Source organism: Bradyrhizobium tropiciagri (assembly GCF_001189845.1).
In the GTDB taxonomy this organism is placed as follows: Bacteria; Pseudomonadota; Alphaproteobacteria; order Rhizobiales; family Xanthobacteraceae; genus Bradyrhizobium; species Bradyrhizobium tropiciagri.
On record NZ_LFLZ01000016.1, the window covers coordinates 122,717 to 145,003 of the forward strand.

20 protein-coding genes and 3 pseudogenes are annotated in these 22,287 nt (G+C 65.2%); 6 read left to right on the forward strand and 17 right to left on the reverse strand.

All coding sequences use genetic code 11. The features are described 5' to 3' along the window. Positions 1–105: 105 nt before the first annotated feature. Together AKN84_RS15640 and AKN84_RS15645 are read right to left on the reverse strand one after the other, a co-directional pair. Complete coding sequence (locus AKN84_RS15640) at positions 106–864, reverse strand: SDR family NAD(P)-dependent oxidoreductase (protein ID WP_050421608.1); 759 nt, start codon at positions 862–864, stop codon at positions 106–108. 95 nt (positions 865–959) lie between these two features. Further along, on the reverse strand, positions 960–1,529 hold the full coding sequence (locus tag AKN84_RS15645; RefSeq protein WP_050421582.1) for a TetR/AcrR family transcriptional regulator: 570 nt from the start codon (positions 1,527–1,529) through the stop codon (positions 960–962). Positions 1,530–1,633: 104 nt separating this feature from the next. Between AKN84_RS15645 and AKN84_RS15650 the strand changes: the two genes are divergently transcribed. Then, entirely contained in the window at positions 1,634–2,422 is a 789-nt protein-coding gene (locus AKN84_RS15650) for a crotonase/enoyl-CoA hydratase family protein (protein WP_050421609.1), read from the forward strand. Positions 2,423–2,569: 147 nt separating this feature from the next. Here AKN84_RS15650 and AKN84_RS49975 read toward each other — a convergent pair whose 3' ends face one another. Beyond that, entirely contained in the window at positions 2,570–2,695 is a 126-nt protein-coding gene (locus tag AKN84_RS49975; RefSeq protein WP_283805520.1) for a hypothetical protein, read from the reverse strand. Between AKN84_RS49975 and AKN84_RS15655 the strand changes: the two genes are divergently transcribed. Next, positions 2,694–3,476: a division plane positioning ATPase MipZ gene (locus AKN84_RS15655; RefSeq protein ID WP_050421583.1), complete on the forward strand. Its 783-nt coding sequence runs from the start codon at positions 2,694–2,696 to the stop codon at positions 3,474–3,476. The two genes, AKN84_RS49975 and AKN84_RS15655, sit on opposite strands and share 2 nt — an antisense overlap. 10 nt (positions 3,477–3,486) lie before the next feature. On the opposite strand, the gene AKN84_RS15660 is transcribed toward AKN84_RS15655, so the two are convergent. The 4 genes from AKN84_RS15660 to AKN84_RS15675 form a co-directional block, all read right to left on the reverse strand. Continuing rightward, positions 3,487–4,932, reverse strand: coding sequence for a glycosyl hydrolase family 79 N-terminal domain-containing protein (locus AKN84_RS15660; protein ID WP_244485156.1), 1,446 nt, complete (start codon positions 4,930–4,932; stop codon positions 3,487–3,489). A 129-nt stretch (positions 4,933–5,061) separates the two neighbouring features. After that, on the reverse strand, positions 5,062–5,922 hold the full coding sequence (locus AKN84_RS15665; RefSeq protein ID WP_050421585.1) for a sugar phosphate isomerase/epimerase family protein: 861 nt from the start codon (positions 5,920–5,922) through the stop codon (positions 5,062–5,064). Between the two features lie 3 nt (positions 5,923–5,925). Beyond that, a complete protein-coding gene (locus tag AKN84_RS15670; RefSeq protein ID WP_050421586.1) occupies positions 5,926–7,269 on the reverse strand; it encodes an MFS transporter in 1,344 nt (447 codons plus the stop codon). Between the two features lie 78 nt (positions 7,270–7,347). Next, the gene (locus AKN84_RS15675; RefSeq protein ID WP_050421587.1) at positions 7,348–8,220 is read right to left on the reverse strand and encodes a phytanoyl-CoA dioxygenase family protein; all 873 of its coding nucleotides are present in this window, start codon (positions 8,218–8,220) and stop codon (positions 7,348–7,350) included. Between the two features lie 110 nt (positions 8,221–8,330). Between AKN84_RS15675 and AKN84_RS15680 the strand changes: the two genes are divergently transcribed. Further along, positions 8,331–9,329, forward strand: coding sequence for a LacI family DNA-binding transcriptional regulator (locus tag AKN84_RS15680; protein WP_162240882.1), 999 nt, complete (start codon positions 8,331–8,333; stop codon positions 9,327–9,329). 62 nt (positions 9,330–9,391) lie between these two features. Here the strand turns inward: AKN84_RS15680 and AKN84_RS15685 are convergent, their stop codons facing one another. The 8 genes and pseudogenes from AKN84_RS15685 to AKN84_RS15720 form a co-directional block, all read right to left on the reverse strand. Next, positions 9,392–9,925 (reverse strand): NADH-quinone oxidoreductase subunit B family protein, encoded by a 534-nt coding sequence (locus AKN84_RS15685; RefSeq protein ID WP_050421589.1) that lies wholly within the window; start codon positions 9,923–9,925, stop codon positions 9,392–9,394. Between the two features lie 12 nt (positions 9,926–9,937). After that, positions 9,938–11,449, reverse strand: a complete 1,512-nt coding sequence (locus AKN84_RS15690; RefSeq protein ID WP_050421590.1) for a hydrogenase large subunit — start codon at positions 11,447–11,449, stop codon at positions 9,938–9,940. Positions 11,450–11,467: 18 nt separating this feature from the next. Continuing rightward, the gene (locus AKN84_RS15695; RefSeq protein ID WP_050421591.1) at positions 11,468–12,916 is read right to left on the reverse strand and encodes a hydrogenase 4 subunit F; all 1,449 of its coding nucleotides are present in this window, start codon (positions 12,914–12,916) and stop codon (positions 11,468–11,470) included. Then, positions 12,913–13,575, reverse strand: a complete 663-nt coding sequence (locus AKN84_RS15700; RefSeq protein WP_021077468.1) for a hydrogenase-4 component E — start codon at positions 13,573–13,575, stop codon at positions 12,913–12,915. The genes AKN84_RS15695 and AKN84_RS15700 overlap by 4 nt, the downstream gene beginning before the upstream one ends. Further along, positions 13,575–14,530: pseudogene (locus tag AKN84_RS15705) on the reverse strand (respiratory chain complex I subunit 1 family protein). Before AKN84_RS15705 ends, AKN84_RS15700 begins: the two are co-directional and overlap by 1 nt. Continuing rightward, positions 14,521–16,535 (reverse strand): annotated as a pseudogene (hyfB, locus tag AKN84_RS15710) (hydrogenase 4 subunit B). The pseudogenes AKN84_RS15705 and hyfB overlap by 10 nt, the downstream one beginning before the upstream one ends. Then, a complete protein-coding gene (locus AKN84_RS15715; protein WP_050421592.1) occupies positions 16,532–16,804 on the reverse strand; it encodes a helix-turn-helix domain-containing protein in 273 nt (90 codons plus the stop codon). The pseudogene hyfB and the gene AKN84_RS15715 overlap by 4 nt, the downstream one beginning before the upstream one ends. 159 nt (positions 16,805–16,963) lie before the next feature. Beyond that, positions 16,964–17,863, reverse strand: a complete 900-nt coding sequence (locus AKN84_RS15720) for a CHAD domain-containing protein (RefSeq protein ID WP_244485158.1) — start codon at positions 17,861–17,863, stop codon at positions 16,964–16,966. Positions 17,864–18,172: 309 nt separating this feature from the next. On the opposite strand from AKN84_RS15720, the gene AKN84_RS15725 reads away from it, so the two are divergent. From AKN84_RS15725 to AKN84_RS15735, 3 genes are all read left to right on the forward strand, one after another. Then, complete coding sequence (locus tag AKN84_RS15725) at positions 18,173–18,607, forward strand: MarR family winged helix-turn-helix transcriptional regulator (protein ID WP_050421594.1); 435 nt, start codon at positions 18,173–18,175, stop codon at positions 18,605–18,607. A gap of 143 nt (positions 18,608–18,750) precedes the next feature. Further along, positions 18,751–19,518: an enoyl-CoA hydratase-related protein gene (locus AKN84_RS15730; protein ID WP_050421595.1), complete on the forward strand. Its 768-nt coding sequence runs from the start codon at positions 18,751–18,753 to the stop codon at positions 19,516–19,518. A gap of 113 nt (positions 19,519–19,631) precedes the next feature. Further along, positions 19,632–20,522 carry an aldose 1-epimerase family protein gene (locus AKN84_RS15735; protein ID WP_050421610.1) on the forward strand — a complete coding sequence of 297 codons (891 nt, stop codon included), beginning with the start codon at positions 19,632–19,634 and terminating at the stop codon, positions 20,520–20,522. 27 nt (positions 20,523–20,549) lie between these two features. On the opposite strand, the gene AKN84_RS15740 is transcribed toward AKN84_RS15735, so the two are convergent. Together AKN84_RS15740 and trpS are read right to left on the reverse strand one after the other, a co-directional pair. After that, positions 20,550–20,750, reverse strand: coding sequence for a hypothetical protein (locus AKN84_RS15740; RefSeq protein WP_050421611.1), 201 nt, complete (start codon positions 20,748–20,750; stop codon positions 20,550–20,552). A 158-nt stretch (positions 20,751–20,908) separates the two neighbouring features. After that, positions 20,909–21,909, reverse strand: a pseudogene (trpS, locus tag AKN84_RS15745) (tryptophan--tRNA ligase). Positions 21,910–22,287 lie beyond the last annotated feature (378 nt).

A 22,287-nucleotide genomic window follows, 5' to 3' on the forward strand; every position in this document is an offset into this window, starting at 1 on the left:
CTCCCGGGACAGGTTGCGATCTCGACGGACCTTGCCGCATAGCCTGACAAGATTTACGCCGATCGCAATCGATTTTCCCGGGTGAAGGCGTGCCGCCCTGGGCGCTCAGAACTGCTCCGCCCACGGCCGCAGGTCGAGCTCCAGCGTCCAGGCGCTGCGATGCTGGTGATGCAGCACCCAATAGGCGTCGGCAATCGCCGCGATGTTGAGCAGGCCATCCGGCCCGCGCTCGTCCTTCAATTGTGGGCGCACGCTTAGCAGCCGATCGCCGCCGATGCCGCCGTCGACCACGACATGGCCGACATGGATGCCCTGCGGCCCGAACTCCCGCGCCACGCTCTGCGCCAGCGCGCGCAGCGCCGCCTTGGCAGCGGCGAAGGGCGAGTAGTTGGCCTTGCCGCGCAGCGAACCGCTGGCGCCGGTGAACACCAGCGTGCCGCCGCCGCGTGCAAGCATGGCGGGGATCGCGGCCTGCGCCAGCTGGAAGCCGCCGAGCGCGTGTTCGCGCCAATGCTCCTCGAAACGCTGCTCGCTCACTTTCAGGAACGGCGCCGGCCGGTTGGAGCCGGCATTGTGCACGGCCATCGCCAGCGGGGCCAGCCTCTCGGCGGCCTCGACGAAGCGCGCCACGTCGGCCGCGGTCGAGGCATCGCCGACGACATGGGCGACCCTGGCGCCATCGGCGGCGAGTTCGGCTGCGGTTGCTGCGAGCTTCTCCGCGTTGCGCCCGGCGATCGCGACAGGATAGCCGCCGGCCGCGAAGCGTCGCGCGATCGCGGCGCCGAGGCCATTGGATGCGCCGACGCCTGATATCAGCACGCTGCCCTGCACAGCCGTCGGCTCGAGGGTGGATCGGTTGTTCATGGCTCGCTCCATCAAGGGCATGATCCGGAAAAGTGGAAACCGGTTTTCCGAAAAGATCATGCTCAACAAACAAGGTGCCCGCGGCGCGGGCGCAATCATTCGTCTGAGGCCATCGCCACGATGCGCTCGCGCACCGTGCGCAGGATGGCATCGGACCGCTTCGGATCGGTGATGACGCGCGAGATCGCGAGTGCGCCGACCATCGCGCTGACAGCGACGATCGCGCTGTGATCGTCATCGTCACCGAGCGTCTCGGCGACCTTGGCAATGAAGGATTCGATGTGCGGCTCCATCACCGCGCGGCATTGCGCGTCGGCGCGGCCGACATCGGAGATCAGCGCGCCGATCGCGCAGCCCGACCTCGGCTGGTCGCGGTGGGTGCGGCTGAGATAGCTTCGCACCAGCGCGTTGATGCTGACCGGCTTGTCGGGATCGCGCGCAGCGTGCGCCGACGCTTCGCCTGCGGTCAGCGCCTGCTCCAGCGCCGCGGCGATCAGGTCGGAACGCGAAGCGAAGTGCCCGTAGAAGCCGCCATGGGTCAGCTTCACCTGCTGCATCAGGCCGCCGATGCTGAGCGCGTCCAGTCCCTTGTCGCGGATCTGCGTCGCGGCCTCGTTCAGGATCCGCTCGCGGCTCCTGGCCTTGTCGGCCTGGGAATGGCCCATCTCACAGTGCCCCTGTTTGACTCTCGTTCTGGATTATGACCATCATGCATCTGGATGACAACCATCATCCAGAAAATATTCAGTCACAAAGCAGGGAGGAACAGATGTCCGGCAGCGCGAGCGAAGGGCGGGTCCGCCACGAGCGGCATGACCGCATCCTGAAGATCATCATCGACAATCCCGCGAAGAAGAACGCCTTCAGTCCGGGGATGATGACTGAGCTGTCCGACGCGCTGACGCTGCTCGACAATGACGACAGCCTTTGGGTCGGCGTGCTCTGTGCCGCCGGCGGCAGTTTCACCGCGGGTCTCGACATGCCGAAATTCTTCGGTCCGACGGCGAGCCGCAAGCCGCTACCGGAAGGCAACGTCGATCCCTTTGGATTGTCGAAGCGGTGCCGCAAGCCGATCATCACGGCGGTGCAGGGCATCGTGTTCACGGTCGGTATCGAGATGATGCTGGCCGGCGATATCGTTGTCGCCGCGGACGACAGCCGCTTTTGCCAGATGGAAGCCAAGCGCGGCATCGCGCCGCTCGCCGGCGCGCATTTCCGCTATATCAGCCGTGCCGGGTGGGGCGATGCGATGTATCACCTGCTTCTGTGCGACGAGTTCTCTGCGGCCGAAGCGCATCGGATCGGTCTCGTGCAGGAGGTCGTGCCGGCCGGTCAGCAGATCGAGCGCGCGATGGCGCTTGCCGAGATCATCGCGCGCAATGCGCCGCTCGGAATCCAGGTGACGAAAGAGGCGGGCCGCAAGTTCATCGAAGCCGGCGAGCAGGCGGCGATCGCAATCATCCCGCAGATCCGCGAACGCGTGCTCAACACCGCGGATGCTGCCGAAGGCATCAAGTCGTTCGTGGAGCGTCGCGCCGCCGTGTTCCAGGGGCGCTAGCGCTCGGGACGCGAGCTCCAAAGCGCGAGTTGTGTTCGCGATCCGTACTGTAGGAAGCTGTGACAATGATGTCGCAGCTTCTTGATTTCGATCACGACATTGTTGCAGCGACTCTTGTCGAGATTCGTCGAATCAGGGAGACTCCAGTCATTCATTAAATTTCATTTCGTCCTGGCTCTCACTCAAGCGTCCGGTATGGATTCCCATGACAAACGCACGAGTAATTGTTGTCGGAAACAACAAGGGCGGCTCTGGCAAGTCGACAATTGCCATGCACGTCGCCATCGCGCTGATCAAGGCGGGTCAGCGTGTCGCCACCATCGATCTCGACAATAAGCAGAAGTCGCTGACGCATTACGTCGAGAACCGGCGGGACTGGGCGCGGGAAACCTCGCTCGATCTCGGCATCCCGGCGCATATGTGCTTCGAGACGGTGAGCGGCAGGAGCAGCGAGGTCGAGACGCTCGGGCGTAGCGCGCTCGCCGAGATCGTCGAACGGCTCGGCCGATCGCATGACTTCGTCGTCATCGACTGCCCCGGCCATGACACCTACCTGACAACGTTCACGCATTCGCTGGCGAACACGCTGATCACGCCGCTGAACGACAGCTTCATCGATTTCGACGTGCTCGGCACCGTCGATCCGAACGACTTCAAGGTGACCGGCATCAGCCACTATTCCAAGATGGTGGAGGAGGCGCGGCGCCAGCGCAGCGCAAACGATCAGCCGGCATTCGAGTGGGTGGTGCTGCGCAACCGTCTCTCCACGCTCGGTTCTCGCAACAAGCGCCTGGTCGGCGAGGCTCTCAGCGAACTGTCGAAGACGCTGAACTTCCGCCTGGTCGACGGCTTGGCCGAACGGGTGATCTTCCGCGAGTTCTATCCGCGCGGACTGACGGCGGTCGACGATGTCAACCAGCTCGCGCTTGGCGGCCGGCCGACCATGTCACATGTCACCGCATGGCTCGAGATGGAGCGGTTGATGACCGCGATCATGCTCGGCCATCTGGTGCGCCCGGCAGCCTCCTCCGAGGACAGCCGCGACGCGGCGTAAGGCTTGCGCGTTACGGGCAATTGCTATTGCCGGCGCTAGCGATGGTCAGGAACGTGATCGTTGCGGGAGCAAAGACGATCGCTCCTGCTGCAGCTGGATCACCCTTTAGGGCCAGGATCTGATCGGAAGCCCCAAGTGCAAGCGAGCTGCCATTGAGCTGAACGGTGCCGTCGGCGGGCTTTGGGCTCGCCAGTGTGTAGCGTTGTGCGGCGGCTGCCAGTGTCAGCTTGCGTTGCGTCTGCCGATCATTGTTGATGACGAGTAGGGTGATTGCATCGGACATGTCGCGCGTGCAATGCGCATAGACATGGAAACCGGGTTGCCGTGAGATGCCGGCATCGAGCACGCGGGTTCCCATCAACCGTCGCCATAGCAGCGCGGCCCAGTAGTTCGGCCGCGGCAGATGGGTTCGCTCGTCGAGCAGCCCGTAGTCACTGGCGGCAAGCGTATTGTGCATGACAACCTGAACGCCGGCCTTGGCCAGCCGTCCGAGTTGATCGAGGTAGCGGAAGGTATCGATGAAGGTTGCGGCCCAGCGGTTGCCGCCGCATGCGGTCTCCGCGGTCTCGGTCAGCCAGATCGGCTTGCCCGGCGCAAGCCGGTCACGCAGCGTCTTGTAGAAGGCGAATGTCCTGCCGGTTCGCGCCAGCCACTCGTCCGACAGCGCTTGCTTGGCTGTGCGATTGCCGGAGCATCGCGCCGAGAGCGCGCCGTAGTGATGGTAGGAGACCGCGTCGATGCCTGCTGCCGAGACCGCGAAGCGCGCTTGTGCGTCCGCGGTGGTGCCGATCGTGCCTGGGCCGAGGATCGTCACGTCGGACGCCGTGTCCTTCATGAATGCACGGAACGCGGCAAAGTCCCGGCCGTAGGCTTTGGCATCGTAGCGGTCAGGCGCGCCGCCGATCGCAGGCAGGTCGGGCTCGTTCATGAACTCGGCTGCGGCAATCTGGCCGCCGGCCGATCGCGTGAAGGAAAGAAGCTGCCGGGCCTGTTCGGAGGTCCATCGTCCCTCGGAATCACGCGTGCCGGCGCTGATCGCAAAAGACGTGACGATGGGGGCATCGACGGCGTGCGAGAAGTCGATCACATCCCGCCATCGCCGTTGTGTCAGCACGCCCTTGAAGCCGGCCGGCGGTGCGCTTGGTGGTGCGTCGGAATCTGCAAAGAACGTGCTGTTGGCCCAGGTTCCGCTGACGCGCAGATACGCAGGCGCGAGGGCGGCGGCCAGCGAGCGTAGCCTGCCGTCGTGCAGATCGATCGGCGCACGGGCCGCGAACCGTTCCGCCTTTGGATATGTCCGTGCATCGGCGGCCGCATAAGGCTTCCAGAATCGCCCGCCGGTCACCTCGACCATCTCGATGTTGTAGGACTGGAAGCGCGGGTCGATGGTCGCAATGCGCGGCATGCGCGCGACATCAAGCGTCGGTTCTGCCGCGATCGCCTTCGTGCAGACCAAGGCGGCAATCGCCGGGATGGCGATGCGTGTGAGGCGTCGAAGTGAGCCGGCTCGTTGGTGGTTGCGCACGGGTGCTCGCGTCGATCTGAACTGCTTGTCAATTCAGAATGCCGCTGCCGCCTGCTTGAATCAACGCGGGAGCGTGCCTTGCGGCTCGTTCGCGATGCTGTCCCACAGCGCGTGGATCATGTCCTTCATGGCCAGCGCGTCCTGCCAGCGGTCGGACAATTCCCGGCCATCGGCCCCGGTGATGGCATAGGGCGGGGGACCGAGCTCGCACAGGAAGGTCAGGGTCGCATCGGGCCCGGCGCGCTTCCGCCAGGAGCGGATGCCGTACTCCCACCAGTCTGTGAATAGCGACACCCAGCCCTGGTGCTGGCGAAAGCCGAGCGAGATCTGCACCTGCTCGCGGCTCGCGATGCGGCCGTGGATGCCCCAGGCATGGTCGAGGATGCGATGGATCATCGCGTGGTTGGCGTCGTCGACCGGCCAGGCGAATTCGCGGCCGACCAGGTAGTGCGAGAGATCGGCGGTCAGCCGCAGATCGGGAAAGCAGTCGAGCAAATCGAGCATGAAGAACAGGTCGGTCGTCATGCGGTCGCGATGGGTCTCGACATGCACGGCAACGCCGGCGTCAGTGGCAAGCCGGCGCCAGCCTTCGAGCAGGGGAATGCAGTCCGCGAGCCGGCGAGGCCGAACGTCCGGCTGCAGATTGACGTGATCGGCGCCGAGCCGGGCGACCAGCTCGAGCACCGGCTTCAGGTCGTCGACGCTCTTCGGGTAGCATTGCGCCTGCCAGATCATGCCATGCGCGCCAAGGAAGCCCGTCACTTCGCGCGCGAAGGCAGGATCGATGAAGCGCACGCCGGCGCCGTCAAACCCGGCATCGCGGATCATCGCGAGCTGGGTTTGCAGCGGCCATTCATCCTCATCGGCCAGCCGCCGCTCCATCGCCCAGAGCGACTGCAGAACACGCAGTTGCTGCGCCACCGATCAAGCCCGCGCCGGGATCGCGGTGGGCAGCTCGGCCTGCTCGCTCGCGTCGGCGGCGATGTTCTCCTGATAGGTCTCCGGCCCGATCCAGATCGCAACCACCGTGCAGGCCGACAGGAACATCGCGTAGCAGGCGACCGGCCACCAGGTGCCATAGGCGGCCACCAGCGCGGTGGCGACGAACGGCGCGGGACCGCCCGACAGCAGTGAGCCGAGCTCGCGGGCGAAGGCAAAGCCGGCGAAGCGGCGCTGCGGCGGGAACAGTTCGGCGAAGTATGCCGCCTGCGGCCCGAACATCGCCGCGGTCACCACGGCACGCGCCAGGATGAAGGCGAGTGCGATCATGACCCACTCCTTGGTGCCGACCATCCAGAAGAACGGGAAGGCGAGCGCGACGCCAGCCAGCGCTCCGAACATATAGACCGGCCGCCGTCCGATCCGGTCCGACAGGGCGGCAAAGCCGAGGATCGCAAACAGCTCGACCGTGAAGGCCAGCATCAGCGCGCTGAGCGCCTCCGCTTTCGGCACGCCCAGCGTGGTGATGACGTAGCTCAGACCAAACACCGGGAAGAAATAGCCGAGGCCGTTCTCGGCCATCCGGGCGCCGAGCACGACGAAGAAGTTGCGCGGGTGCTGGCGCAACGCCTCCATCGCCGGATTGCTCTCCACCTTGCCGCGCGCGACCACGGCATCGGTATAAACCGGCGTCTCGGTGATGCGCATGCGGACGAAGATGCCGACGACGATCAGCAGGAAACTCGCCAGGAAGGGCAGCCGCCAACCCCAGCTCATCAGCGCCTCGCGCGGCAGCATCGTCGCCAGCGCGAAGGCGCCGGCGGCGAGCAGGTTGCCGACCGAGACGCCGAGCGGCGCGAAGCCGCCCCAGAAGCCGCGATGTTTCGGCGGCGCATTTTCAACCAGATAGATCACCGCGCCGCCATATTCGGCGCCGGCGCCGAGGCCCTGGATCACGCGCATCGCGACCAGCAGCACCGGCGCCCAGATGCCGATCTGCGAGTAGGTCGGCAGCAAGCCGATCGCGGTGGTGCCGATGCCGATCATCAGCAGCGTTGCGACCAGCACCGGCTTGCGGCCATAGCGATCGCCGAGGATGCCGAACAACAGGCCGCCGAACGGCCGCACCACGAAGCCGACGCCGAAGGTCAGGAACGACAGCAGCGTGCCGACCACCGGATCGCTCTTTGGAAAGAACAACTCGCCGAACACCAGCGCGGCGGCGGTGCCGTAGAGGAAGAAGTCGTACCATTCGAGCGCGGAGCCGATGCTGGCTGCAAGAATCACTCGCAGGCGCGATTTACTGGCGCCATCTGCCATCTTGGTCATTCGTTTCCCCGTTATGTATGTTTTTATGTATTTGAAGCAGCGATGCCCGCGGCGTGGCCGCGGGCATTGTCGTCGTCTTCAGGCAGCGCGCGTGAAGTAGGATTTCTTCGACGCCGATTGGGTCTCGTAGATCGATCCCTGCCGCTTGGCCGGCGGCAGCGGCATCCGCACCGGCACGTCGGTGAGCCGCGGTGCGACCACCGGCGGACCCGCCAGCAGGCGGCTGTTGAACTCGTCAAAGTCCTTCACGCCCATCAGCGGCCAGGCGTCGCTGGCGGCCACTTCGTAGAGCAGCAGGTTGCGCGGCCGGTTCGATGTGTTGGTCGCCGAGCCGTGCAGCGCGCGCACGTGATGGAACGACATGCTGCCGGCCTTGCCCATGCAGGGCACCGCGCGCTTGATGTCGTCCTGGATCTGGTCCGGATCGATCAGGCCCGCGAAGTGGCCGTCCTCGCCGTGATGATCCCACATCGTGGCGCCGGTGTGCGTACCCGGCGTCACCAGCATCGGGCCGTTCTCGATATCGCAGTCGTCGAGCAGCACGCCGATCGCGAGAATGTCGTCATTGGTATGCGGATAGAACGCCCAGTCCTGATGCCACTCGACCGGCGAGCCGTATTGCGCCGACTTCATGTTGAGCTTGGAGCCGTGCAGGCGAAGGCCGGGGCCGATTAGCTTGGTCAGGATCGAGATCACGGCGGGGCTGCGGACGATCTCGTCGAAGATCGGGTGCACCTTGTGCGGCGCCTTGATGCGGCGGACGCGCGGGGTCTCCGGCGTATGGCCCGGTTCGAGGTCGTAGACATCGGTGTGCTCGGTCACACTGGCGGCGCCAGCCACCAGCTCTGCGAGCACCGTGCGCACCTTCCCCAGGGTCTCCTGGTTGAGCACCTCGGGGACCACGATCACCCCGTCGCGTTTGTAAGCCTGGGCCTGCTCGTCCGAAATCATGCCGTTGCTCCACTTTTTGTTCTATGTTAGCGCTAACATGGTGCGATGCTAGCGCTAACATCGTGGCTTGGCAACCCGGAATCGTGCAGGGTCGGGCCATGAGCTCCGAAGTGACCGAACCCGGGACCGGCCCGGCCGGTGCCGCGCCCACCCTTTCAGAGGTGGCCAAGCGCGCCGGCGTCTCCTCGATCACGGTGAGTCGGGTGGTGCGGATGCCCGACCTGGTCGCCCCCGAGACCCGGGCGCGGGTCGAGCAGGCGATGCGCGACCTCGGCTATATCCCGAACCTGGTGGCGGGCGCGCTGGCGAGCGCGCGGACCAATTCGGTCGGTGTGCTGGTACCGACCATCGCCAACTCGATCTTTGCCGACACCGTGCAGGGCCTGTCCGACAAGCTCGAGCCGCTCGGCTTCTCCGTGATTCTGGCGCAGTCGCGCTATGACGCGGCGCGCGAGGACCGCATGCTGGCGGCGCTGCTGTCGCGGCGGCCCGAGGCGATCATCATGGTCGGCTCCCCAGCGACGGAGGAGGGCAGCCGGCTGCTGCGCAACGCGCGGATCCCGATCGTCGAGACCTGGGATCTGCCGGCAAACCCGATCGATGCCGTCGCCGGCTTCGACAATTACAAGGCCGGTGTCGCTGTCGCGAAACATCTGGTTGCGCAGGGACGCAAGCATCTCGCCTTCATCGGCGGCGACGATCCGCGCGGCACGCGCCGCTGGTTCGGCTTCAGGGACGAGGCGCTGGCCAGCGGTCGAGCCGAGCCGCGCAGATTGATCCTGGACCGCAAGGACTCCGGCAGCGTGGCGGCGCACGCGCGCCTGCCTGATGTCGACGCCGTGTTCGCCGCCAATGATGCGCATGCGATCGGCTTCATGTCCGGGCTGCGCAAGGCCGGGCTGCTGCGCGATGGGCCTGCATCCGCGCAGCCGGTCGCGGTGATCGGCCTCGGCGATCTCGAAATGGGCCAGCTGATCTCGCCGACATTGAGCACGATCAGCGTGCATGGCGATGCGATCGGCCGCACCGCGGCGACGCTGACCTTGGAGCGCGGCGGCGAGCGCCGCATCGATCTCGGCTTCGAACTGGTGCTGCGCGACAGCGGCTAAAGCATGATCCGGAAAAGTGCGTAGCGGTTTTCCGAGAAGATCATGCTTAAAAGCGCGATCCCTCACCTTGCCGCGCCGCCGGAGCCCGCCTCCTCGAGCAAGCCGAGAAGGCCACGCAAGATCGTCATCGGAGGCGGAGGACATCCCGGAATGTGGAGATCGACCGGGATGATTGCGGAAACCCCGCCCACCACCGCGTAGCTGCCGGCAAAGCATCCGCCGTCCCTGGCGCAATCGCCCGCCGCGACAACCCATTTCGGATCGGGCGTTGCATTGTAGGTCCGCTCCAGCGCCTCGCGCATGTTCCTCGTCACGGGACCCGTGACGAGCAGGACGTCGGCGTGACGGGGTGATGCGACAAACCGGATTCCAAATCGCTCGACGTCATAATACGGATTGCTCAGCGCGTGAATTTCCAATTCGCATCCGTTGCACGAGCCGGCATCAACCTCGCGGATCGACAGGCTGCGGCCGAGGCGACGCCTTGCGGTGCGGCCGACCGTGGCCGCGAGCTCCGCGATCGCGGCGTCGTCCGGACGCGGCGCCTGCTCGGTCAATGGCTGGCGAAACAGACTCTGCAGCAGAAGTTTGCGCATCGCGTCCGGTCCTCAGAGGTCGTGCCCTGAATAGGAGCAGTTGAACGACTTGTTGCACAGCGGGAAGTCCGCCACGATGTTGCCTTCGATGGCCGCCTCGAGCAGGGGCCATTGAAACCATGACGGATCGCGCAGATGACATCGCTCGATCCGGCCGTCGCTCAGGCGCAGCCATGCCAGGATGTCGCCCCGGAAACCTTCAACGAGCGCGATGCCTTCGCAAGGCTCCGGCGCAATCTGCAGCGGCACCTTGATCGGGCCGGCCTCGAGCGCATCGAGGATCTGGCCTGCTAGCGACAGGCTCTGCTCGACCTCGCGGATCCGGATCCAGACGCGGGCGTTCACATCGCCGTCGCTGAGAACAGGCACGTCGAAGCGCAGGCCGTCATAGGGGTGATAGCCAGGGCTGCGGCGGGCGTCATAGCCGCGGCCGCTGGCACGTCCGACATAGCCGCCGGCGGCGAACTGTCGTGCGAGTGCCGGGGTGACGATGCCGGTCCCGACGGTTCGGTCCTGTAACGATGCCGTGTTGTCATAGAGCTCGACCAGCGACGGAAAATGCCGGCGGACCTGCTCGAGCGCGGCCCGGATTGCCGCAGGTCCTTCGCCGGTGATGTCGCGCGCCAGGCCACCGGGAACGACGATGTCGCGCATCAGGCGGTGGCCGAAGGCAGCGTCAGCCGCGCGCAGCACGCGCTCGCGCAGCACGCCGCAATGCGCGTGCATCAGTGCGAACGACGCATCGTTGCAGATCGCGCCGATGTCGCCAAGGTGGTTGGCCAATCGCTCGAGCTCAGCCATCAGCGCGCGCAGCAACACCGCGCGCGGCGGCACGACAATCTGCTGCGCGGCCTCGACGGCTTGCGCGAATGCCAGTCCATAGGCAACCGTACTGTCGCCGGACACCCGGCCGGCGAGCCGTGCTGCCTGCTCGACGGTGCTTCCCGCCATCAACCCTTCAATGCCTTTATGGGTGTAGCCGAGCCGCTGCTCGAGGCGAACCACGGTCTCGCCGCTGGCGGTGAAGCGGAAATGTCCGGGTTCGATGATGCCGGCATGCACGGGGCCGACCGGAATCTGGTGCAGGCTGTCACCTTCGGCCGGAAGGAACGGATAAGGCGCTGCATCCGGTGCCGCATCGAGACGTTCGCCCAGCGGTGCGTGCATCTGCCAGCGACCATGATCGAGCCAGGGGCGGCTGTCCGGCGTCTCGATGGCCACGAGTCCGAACAGGTCGTGGATGGTGCGCTCCAATCGAAGCGCCGGGCGATGGCGGGCGGCAACGGAGGGATAGCGGCGATCCGGGCAGTCCAGACTGATCACACCAATATTGGATGTGCTGTTGTCAAGCAGCGCCATATGCACGCGCGCCGGCTCGCCCCACAGTCCGAGCAAGCTCAGGCCGCCATCCGCAAGGGCGCCGGCGGCGGAGCGCCAGGTGCCGCTGTCCACGCTGACGCGCGGCCATGGGTTGTGCCGTTCAACCCTGCGGCCTGCCCGGATCAGATCGATCAATGCCGGCATGTCTCGTTTTCCCTCGCGCTAGCCCAGGAGGTTGGCGACGTGCTGGAACCAGACAACGAGCGGTCCCGGAAGATAGATGCCCGCAGTCAGCACCAGCGCGAAATGCGCGAACATCGGCAAATATGACGCTTCCGCCGGCGCCGCACTGCCGCGCGGCTCGCCGAACGCAAGGCTCGTCAGGCGCAGCACGAGCGCGCCGAAGGCGAGCAGCAGGCCGAACACCAGCGGGATCGCGAGCAGCGGCTGGCGCGCGAAGGTCGAGCTGACGATGAGAAACTCGCTCATGAAAATGCCGAGCGGCGGCAGACCGGCGATTGCGACCACGCCGATCACAAGGCCCCAACCGAGCGCGGGATGGGTTTCAGTCAGGCCGCGAATATTGGCGATCCGCTGCGTGCCCTTCACCTGCGCAATGTGGCCGACCGCGTAGAAGATCCCCGACTTGGTCAGGCTGTGCATCACCATGTGCAGCAGGCCGGCGAAGTTGGCGAGCGGGCCGCCCATCCCGAACGCAAATACGATGATGCCCATATGCTCGATCGAGGAATAGGCGAACAGCCGTTTGATGTCGCGGCGGCGATAGAGCATGAAGGCTGCGAACAGCAACGAGGTCAGCCCCATCGTCACCATCAGCGGACCCGGCGATATCGCGTCCGGATTGGCGGCAAGCAGGATCTTGAAGCGGAGCACCGCGTAGAGCGCGACGTTGAGCAGCAGGCCGGAGAGCACGGCGGAGATCGGAGTCGGGCCCTCGGCATGCGCATCTGGCAGCCAGGCGTGCAGCGGCGCGAGGCCGACCTTCGTTCCGTATCCGAGCAGCAGGAAGATGAAGGCGACGTTGAGCAATGCCGGATCGAATGTCGCGGCGCGGCTGACCAGCACTGTCCAGACCATCGCGTCCTGCCCCTCGCCGATGACCGGCAGCGCGGCCATGTAGACCAGGATGGTACCAAACAGCGCGAGCGCGATGCCGACGCTGCCGAGGATGAAATACTTCCAGGCAGCCTCCAGCGCCGCGTGGGTCCGGTAGATGCCGACCATCAAGACGGTGGTGAGCGTGGCGATCTCGATCGCGACCCACATCAGGCCGATATTGTTCGACACGAATGCGAGGTTCATGCCGAACATCATGACCTGATACATGGCATGGTAGAATCGCAGATAACGCGGCGTCAGTCGCCCGGTCTCGAGTTCATGGGCAATGTAGCTCGCGCTGAACACGCTCGTGGTTAGACCGACGAAGGTGTTGAGCACGATGAAGACGATGTTGAGATCGTCGACCAGCAGATACTGGCCGGGTTGCGGGCGGGCGATGACGAGCAGCGAAAGCGCGGCCAGGAAGGTGCTGAAGCTGGCAAGGATATTGAGCCCCGCGGTCAGCCGATAGCCGGGCAGCGCCGCCAGCACCGCTGCGGCGCAGATCGGTATCAAGAGAATCCAGGCAACGGCATCCGACGCCGCGTTCATCGCCGCTCCCCCCTGAATTCATCGAGCGCGCCGACATCGACGGTGTCGAAGCGCTCCCGGATCCGGAACAGGAACACGCCGATGACGATGAACGCGATCAGGATCGAGAAGGCTACGCTGATCTCCACGACCAGCGGCATGCCCTTGGCGCCGGTCGCGGCCAGCACCAATCCGTTTTCCAACGACATGAAGCCGACGACCTGGCTGACGGCGTTGCGCCGCGTCACCATGACGAGCAGTCCCAGCAGCACCACCGACAACGCGAAGGCGAGGTCTTCCCTCGCCAGCGGATCGGCCGCGCCGGTCACCCTCAGCATCAGCACCATCGAGAGGGCGACGAGCCCCATGCCGGCCAGCATGGTCGGGCCGATACCGACTGCGGTCTCGATATCGCGATGAATGCCGAGCTGCTTGACGATCCGGTGTAGGGCCACCGGGATGATGATCGCCTTGAACACCAGCGCGATGACCGCGGTCACGTAGAGATGCGGTGCGTTCTGGATGAATGCCTGCCAGGCGACGGAGAGCGCGAGCACCACGGCGTGGGCCGCGAAGATGTTCAGCAACGCATACAGGCGGTCCTGATACAGCATCATGAAGCTGATCAGCACGAGCCCGCCGGCGAGCAGATGGGCAATGTCGAAGGCAAGGTTGTGCATCAGAAGCCCCGCGACACGAACCGGAGAAGCGTACCGAGCAGGCCGAGCATGAGGGCGGCGCCGAGGAACTCGGGAACACGGAAAACGCGCACCTTCGCCGTCGCGGTCTCGAACACCGCAAGCAGGAAGCTTGCGATCACGAGCTTGAGGATGTAGGCGGCGACGCTCACGAGGTACGACAGCGGGCCTGCGCCTTCGGTGGTGATCTGCCAGGGAAAGAACACGCAGATGATCAGCGAGACGTAGAGCTGGAGCTTGAGAAAGGCGCCGAACTCGATCATGGCGAGATGGCGTCCGGAATATTCCAGGATCATCGCCTCGTGCACCATGGTCAGCTCCAGATGCGTCGCCGGGTTGTCGATTGGAATGCGGGCGTTTTCGGCGAGCGCCACCATGATGAGGGCGATCATCGCCATGCCGAGCGAGACGCGCAGGCCCACTTCGGATGACGCCATGAAGGTCGCGACCGTCGACAGCTGGGTCGAGCCGGCAATCAGCGCGACGCAGAACACCATCAACAGCATGGCCGGTTCGGCGAGCGCTGCGATCATCACCTCGCGGCTGGAGCCGATGCCGCCGAAGCTGGTGCCGACATCCATGCCGGCAAGCGCGAGGAAGAAGCGCGCGCTGCCGAGCAGGGCGACGATCGCGATCAGGTCGGCGCTCCAGTTGAACTCAAGGCCGGTGGCAAATGTCGGGACCAGCGCCGCGGCGACCCAGATCGCGGCGAAGGTTATGTAGGGGGTGACGCGGAACAGCCAGGACGCATTTTCGGCGAGCACGACTTCCTTGCGCAGCAGCCGCAGCAGATCGCGGTACGGCTGGAGGATCGATGGTCCTTTGCGGCGTAGCAGGCGAGCTTCATCTTGCGCACGACGCCGGTCAGGAGCGGCGCGAGCAGCAGAACAAGCGTCATCTGGCCCAGTTGAACGAGGATGTCCGAGATCACGACCATATCGCGAGTGCCAGCAGCAAAGTGACGAGGGTTGCGAAGACCAGGCTGAGATAGCGGCGGATGGTGAGGAACTGGAGCTGGTTCAGCCGATCGGCAAAGAACCACACTGTTTCAGTCACCGGCGTATAGAGCCGCTCCCAGACCGGATCATGCATGTCGATCCTGAGACGGGCCGGCCGCAGGTCGCCCGGCGCCGGCATGTCGACGTGTTCGCGGGCCTGGAAGATCAACGTGCCGAACACGCGGCGGATCGGCTGGACGAAGCTTACTCCGGAATATTGCGCCGCCGGAGCCGGATCGGTAAAGCCGCAACCCCAGGCGGGCCCGCGCCGGATCGCGCGCGATGCAAAGCGATGGATGAAATACACGGCAAGCGACGCCGCAGCGTGATGAAGATGAAGACGAGCAATCCGTTGTAGGAGCTGCGGCTCTCCTCGATCGGAACGATCGAAAGCCAGGCGTCGCTCGCCTGAACCGGCATTCGGTGGCCGATCACGGCCATTGCGACGGGCGAGAGCGCGTCGATCACCAGGCCCGGCAGAATTCCGGCGAGGAAGCACAGCGCGGCGAGGCCAAACATCGCGGCGAGGCAATAGCGATCGACCTCGCCGGCGGCCTCAGCGGCCGGGCTCCGCGCGCGGCCGAGGAACGTGATGCCGAAGGCCTTGACGAAACATGCGGCAGCGAGCACTGCCGCCAGCGCCAGCAACGCGCCGACCGCGGGCACCATGATCTTCAGCATCCATTGCGGCAGATCCGGGCTTTGCAGGACCGCCTGAAACATCAGCCATTCCGATACGAACCCGTTGAACGGCGGAAGCGCCGAGATCGCAACGCAGCCGACGAGAAAGACGAAGCTCGTAAGCGGCATGCGGTGGATCAGGCCGCCCAGTTTCTCCATGTCGCGTTCGCCTGTCGACGTCAGCACCGCACCGGCGCCGAAGAACAGCAGGCTCTTGAAGAACGAATGGTTGAGGACGTGGAACAGCGCGGCTGTGAAGGCGAGGGCCGCCGCCAGGCGGTAGCCGTTCGCCTGAAACGCCAATGCGAGGCCGAGGCTCGCGAAGACGACGCCGATATTCTCGATCGTGCTGTAGGCGAGCAGGCGCTTGAGATCCTTCTCCATCAGCGCATAGAGGATCCCCATCACGGCGGTCACTCCGCCGAGGATGAGAACGACGACACCCGCCGACCAGCTTGGCGGTCCGAGCAGATCGAACACGACCCGGATGAATCCGTAGACCGCAACCTTCGTCATCACGCCGCTCATCAGCGCCGAGACATGGCTCGGGGCCGCGGGGTGAGCGAGCGGCAGCCAGACATGCAGCGGGACCAGGCCGGCCTTCGACCCGGCGCCGAGCAGCATCAGCGCAAGCACCAATGCGGCTTCGGACGGCGTGTGCTGGATGCCGCGCATGGCCGCAAAACTGTAGCTGCCGCCGGCTCCCGACAGCAGGCCAAACGCAAGCAGCAGCGCCAGGGTCCCGAAACTTGCCATCACGAGATAGACGTAGCCCGCCCGCGCATTGTCTGCCTCACGGTGGTGCGACATCACGAGCGCCCAGGATGCGAGCGACATGAATTCCCAGCAGAGCAGATAGGTGAACGCGTCGTCGGCAAGCACGACGAGGTTCATCCCGGCGAGGAACGCCGGAAAGAACGGAAGGACGCGGTGCGGGGTCGTTTCGTGGCTGCCGTAGCCGAGTCCATACAGGCTTGCGGCCGCGCCGCCGAGATTGACCACCGCGAGAAAGAATGCGGCGAGCGCATCGAGGCGGAAATGCGAGCCCAGCCAGGGCAGGCCGACCGGCAGCATCAGTCCGGTCGCATTGCTGTGGGCGATCAGCGCGTGCAGTGCTGCGGCCAACGCGATCGCCGAAATCGCAAAGGTCGCGCCGTAGACGATGGCCGTCGATCGGCGCGATCGGCTCGTTGCAATCGCGAGAACGGTCGTCGCCAGCAGCGCGGCTACACACCAGAGCTGCTGGGCGACCGTTGAGATCACGTCTGCACCTTCGGTGAGCCTGATCCGGCCTTCAATCGCACGCCGCGGCCGCCGCCGCTGCTGACGGCGCCCTCGTTGATGACCTCGACGCCGGCCGCACCGAGCGCGTCGATCAGTTTCACCAGCGAGTCGACATTGCCTCGAATGGTGCCCTCGCTCGCTTCCATGCGCTGGATGGTCGGCACGGAGAGTCCGGACAGCTCGGCGAGCTGCCGCTGGTCGATGCCAAGCAAGGCTCTTGCAGCCCGAAGCTGCGCTGCAGTGATCATCGATCGGGCCGTCGGTTGGGAGTCGAGTCTAGTTGAATGTCGTTTATGCATATTGAGTAGTGATGTTACAAGGACAATAAATGATGTTTTATACATCATTACGAGCAAGGCTATCTGCGCGTCGATGCCGCGTACCGGCAACGCTGCGCTGCTGGGTGCTCAGTCGGAGATTTTCCGATAGACGGCTGCGGCGCGGCGCAGCAGCTGGCTCTTGCGCTTCCGCTCGTGCACGCGCTGGTGCTTGGCCTTGCGCTCCTGGGCGCGCTGCGCGAGGGCATCGGCACTTTCGAGCAGCGCGCGACGCACCTCGTCATCGTTCAGTTCGCCGAGCAGTTGCTGTCCCTTGCGCAGATGCTTCAGCACGTTCCGCCATGATGCGTAGACATCGGCGGGCAAGCCGCCCTCCGAGAACTCGATGGCGTAGCGCAGCCGCTTGCTGGCGAGCCGGACGCGGTGGCGCTTGTTCTTGCCCATGCCTTGCAGCCCGCGGCTCCGCTGGCACAGTTTGCCGTGCCACCGCGCCAGCCGGCGGGCGTGAAACACCGCGACCGGCACCGCCCGCCGCTGCGCGGCGCGGCGGTTCTGCCGCGTGGTCCAGGGACCGCTGCCGACCCAGTCCCACATGCCGTCGAACCATTGCCAGTATCGGTCGCTTTGCAACGCTTCCTTGAGGGCGTCGAACGCGTCGGTTCGCGCCGTCTGGAGCATGCGCTCCTCAGGCAAGCCCTTGCTGTTCGCGATCGCGACGTCGAGATCGCGCGTTGCGCCGAGATGGGCGCTCAGCCATTTCAGTTCGGATTTCAGTCGCGTCCATTCGCTGTCGGCCACCATCGGGCCGTAGAAGGCGACCGCCGCCTTGAGCCGCGTCAGCGCGATCCGGGTCTGGTGCAGCGCGGCGGGATTGCCGGAGCTCAGGGCCTCGTGATTGGTCGCGACTTCCTCGAGGCATTCGGACAGGATCAGGCGAAACGCGGTCTCACAACGCATGGCCTGGCTGAGATGACGCGGCCGCTTCGGGCGGGCAACGCGTTCCCGGTCCGGACTAGCCGCTGACGTCATGACACTCCCGTGGCGCTGCCGGAGCCGCGACGCAAAGCGCCGCTCCTGGATGGAAGATTTCCCGTTTGGTCGATGCCGATCAAGGGTTTTCTGCCGGTGGCGGCACTGCGGCGATCCGGCGCTGCAATCAAACTGTCGCAATCAACCTGGCCGGGCAGTCGCATTCCAATCGACATGTTGGCTCGCTCCGGTGGGGGTGTCGGTTGCATTGAGGCCGCCGCGCGACATGAAAACGGATTTCGACCAATCGCCGGGTATTTCGTGCGCGAAATATCTTGATATTTCGCACGCGAAATATATAACGGCGGGATGAGAGCGGAACACCGGCTGATCTTTCTCCTGACCGTGGCCTATCGGCGGCTGCAACGCGCCATCGATCAGGAGACGGCCGCGCACGATCTGACGTCGGCCCAGACGGGCGTGCTGTTCTTCCTCGGCCGCAATGACGGCGCGCTGATCGGCGACGTCTCGCAGGCGCTCGACATCGTGCCGTCAGCGATGACCGGGCTCGCCGACCGGATGGAACGTGCGGGCCTCGTGAAGCGCCGGCGCGACGGTGAGGACGGGCGCAGCCAGCGGCTCCATCTGACCGCGGCGGGCCAGGATCTCGGCAAGCGCGCCGCGACGCGGACCAGGGTGATCAACAACCGCCTGATGGACGGCTTCTCGGAAGCCGAGATCGACGTGGTGTCGCGCTGGCTGACCAGCCTGCAGGAGAAGTTTCCGAAGGACAAAGACGGCTAGAGCATGATCCGGAAAAGTGCGAAGCGGTTTTCCGAAAAGATCATGCTCAAATCAAAGGTCCAGTTAGAGCGTTTTCAAGCGAAGTGGGTACCGGTTCGCGTGAAGAAAACGCGTCAAACGAGTAGCAATCAAAGGAGTGAGACATGAGTGACGTGGTCGTAGCGCTGGACGGTGGTGTTCTCACCGTGACGATGGCGCGTCCGGACAAGAAGAACGCAATCACCAACGCGATGTATGGCGCGATGGCCGACGCGCTCGAGCGTGCGGAAGGCGATTCCGCGATCCGCGCCGTGCTGCTGCAGGGTGACGGTGACAGCTTTACCGCCGGCAACGATCTCGCCGATTTCGCCGCGGTGTCGCGCGGCGTGCAGGGCGAGCGCCATGTGACGCGCTTCCTTAGCTGTCTTGCCAAGGCGACGCGGCCGCTGGTTGCGGCCGTGCAGGGCAATGCGGTCGGCATCGGCACCACCATGCTGTTGCATTGCGACCTCGTCTATCTCGCGCCGACCGCGCGGCTGATCACGCCATTCGTCAACCTGGCGCTGGTGCCGGAGGCGGCCTCGACCTACCTGCTGCCGCAGCGGATCGGCTATGCGCGCGCCTATGCGATGTTCGCGCTCGGTGAACCGGTCGAGGCGGAGACCGCTGTCTCGATCGGCCTTGCCAATGCCGTCGTGCCGCTCGCGGATCTCCGCGCCAAGGCGCGCGCTGCTGCCGACGCGCTGGCGAAGCGGCCGTTCGGCTCGCTGCAGCACACCAAGGCGCTGATGCGTGATCCCGCAGGGATCAGCGCGCAAATGGCGCGCGAGGGCAAGATCTTCCAGGAGCGGCTGATGAGCGCCGAAGCGCGCGAGGCTTTTGCGGCGTTTGCCGAGCGCCGCCAGCCCGATTTCTCCAAGATCACCGGTTAGGCTCGGTGTCCGGGGCCGCCATGCGCGGGCGGCCCGATCGCTTTGGGGTTGACGGCTGCGCCGGCATCGAACATCTCGTGACGGGGCAGAGTGCAACCCCGACGAGGCCGGCCATGAGCGACAGTCACACCCTGCGCGGCGACGGGATTGCCGCAACCATCAACGCCCAGGGCGCCGAATTGTCGTCGCTCAGGAATGCCGAAGGCAGGGAACTGCTGTGGCAGGCCGGGCCGCAATGGCCGCGCCATGCGCCGATCCTGTTCCCGATCGTCGGCCGGTTGAAGAACGACACGCTGCGCCACAATGGCAAGACCTATCCGATGACGCAGCACGGCTTTGCGCGCGACCACCGTTTTGCGTGGGTGGAGCAGGGCCCGCGATCGTGCACGCTGGCGTTGACAGACGATGCGGAAACGCGGGCGCGCTATCCCTTCGCGTTCCGCCTGGAGGTCACCTATGCCGTCGATGGCGCCGATCTCGAGGTCGGCTTCGAGATCATCAACACCGGCGACGAGATGCTGCCGGCCTCGCTCGGCGGTCATCCCGCGTTCAATTGGCCGCTGGTGCCGGGGCTGCCGAAGGAAGCCTACACGCTGACCTTCGGCAAGGCTGAACCCGCGCCGATCCGGCGGTTGAAGGATGGATTGATGCGACTGCAGCCTGAACCCAATCCGGTCAAGGGCAGAACGCTTGCGCTGTTGGAGGAGCTGTTCGATGACGACGCGATGGTCTTCGATCAGATCGCAAGTACATCGATCCTCTTTACGGCGACACTGGGTCCTGCAGCAGCCACGCAAGGCCCGACGATCGAAATCTCCTGGCGCGGCTTCCGCGAGCTTGGCGTCTGGTCGAAGGTTGGCGGAGCTCCGTTCCTCTGCATCGAGCCGTGGCACGGTTTTGCCAGCCCCACGGAGTTCGATGGCGAGTTTGCCGACAAGCCCGGCCTGATGCAGATCGCGCCGAGCGCGCGTCAGTCGCTCGGCTACCGGATTCGCGTGAGCTGACGAAACGACATCGGTTGCCTGATCAGCTCAATGCGGGCGGGTGCCAAGCGCACCCGTCAGCGCGCCGACTGATGGCGGGTTCTCATGCGCCCAGGCCTCATGCGCGGCGAGGTCGCGGTAGTGCTCGGCCATGCGCAGCAGCCGTTCGCGGATGCCGGCGTCTTCCTCGCCCTTGGCCTGATCGGCCAGCTGCGCGGCGCGTTCGAGAAGCGTTTTCGGATCGATCACGACAGGCTCCAAATCCGGTTTCGCCACAGCATGATCCGGAAAAGTGCGAAGCGGTTTTCCCTCGCGACAAACGCCAAAGGCGTTTGCGCGGAGATCATGCTCAAAACGGACAACTGCCTTAGCCAAGCACAGTTCCTGCCATGGTTTCATGACAGGGTTCAGAGCTGGAACAAGCCCAGCCCCGCCATCACGTCGCGCTTGGTGCGTTCGGTGATCTCCCGCGCTTTCAGGGTTCCGCGCCTGATCACGTCGACGACGTGATCGCGATTGGTCGAGAGCTCAGCGCGCCGCGCCCGGATCGGTGCGATCAGGCTTGCAGGACGTCGTCCAGCCGCCGCTTCACGGTCGCATCGCCGAGACCGCCGTGCCGATAGCGCGCCTTCAATTCCTCGACCGCGTCGTGATCGTCGTCGAACGCGTCGAGATAGGTGAACACGACATTGCCCTCGACCTTGCCGGGGTCGGTGATGCGCAGATGGTCGGGATCGGTGAACATCGCGCGCACCGCGGCCGAGATGTCATCGGGCGAAGCCGAAAGCGCAATCGCGTTGCCCGCGGATTTGCTCATCTTGGCGCGTCCATCGACGCCGGGCAGCCGGCCCGCGCGCGGGATGATGGCCTCGGCCTCCGGCAGCAGCGGGCGGCCGGCGAGGGCATTGACCCGCCGGACGATCTCGTTGGTCTGCTCGATCAGCGGCGCCTGGTCTTCGCCGACCGGCACGACGGTGGCGCGGAACGCGGTGATGTCGGCGGCCTGCGCCACAGGATAGCACAGGAAGCCCGCCGGGATGTCGCGCCCGAATCCGCGCGCACGGATTTCGTCCTTGATGGTCGGGTTGCGCTCGAGCCGCGCGACGGTGACGAGGTTGAGATAGAGCATCGACAGTTCCGCCAGCGCCGGGAGCTGCGATTGCAGGCAGATCGACGTTCGCTCGGGATCGATCCCGACGGCGAGATAGTCCAGCGCGACCTCGATGACGTTGCTGCGAACCTTGCCGACATCATGCGCATTGTCGGTCAGCGCCTGCATGTCGGCGAGCAGCAGAAACTGTTCATGGCTGTCCTGAAACTGAAGACGGCTGCGCAGCGAGCCGGCGTAGTGGCCGAGATGCAGCGGCCCGGTGGGGCGGTCGCCGGTCAGGATGATTGGTTTGGTCACGGTTGATCTCCATTCGGTTGAATGGGGACACCGCATGCGGGCCGGATGGGATGAAACAATAAAGGCCGCCCGATGCGGCGGCCCCGAAAATGCATGAACGCGTTCGGCCCGCCTGTCAGTCGGCGAGCCACCAGAAATTGGCGATGAAGATCGATCGGTTCATGCGTGACCGGTAGGGCAATCGAGCTTTCGGGTCAAGATGCGTCAGCTCAGAGCATGATGACTTTGCTTCGAGTCCAGGGTCGAACTCCGCTTCACCTCGCCCAGCGCGCGGGGAGAGGTCGGAACGCATCGTTAGATGCGTTCCGGGTGAGGGGGGCCTCCGCAAACGCAGCGATCACCGAATACGGAGACGGCCCCTCACCCCAGCCCTCTCCC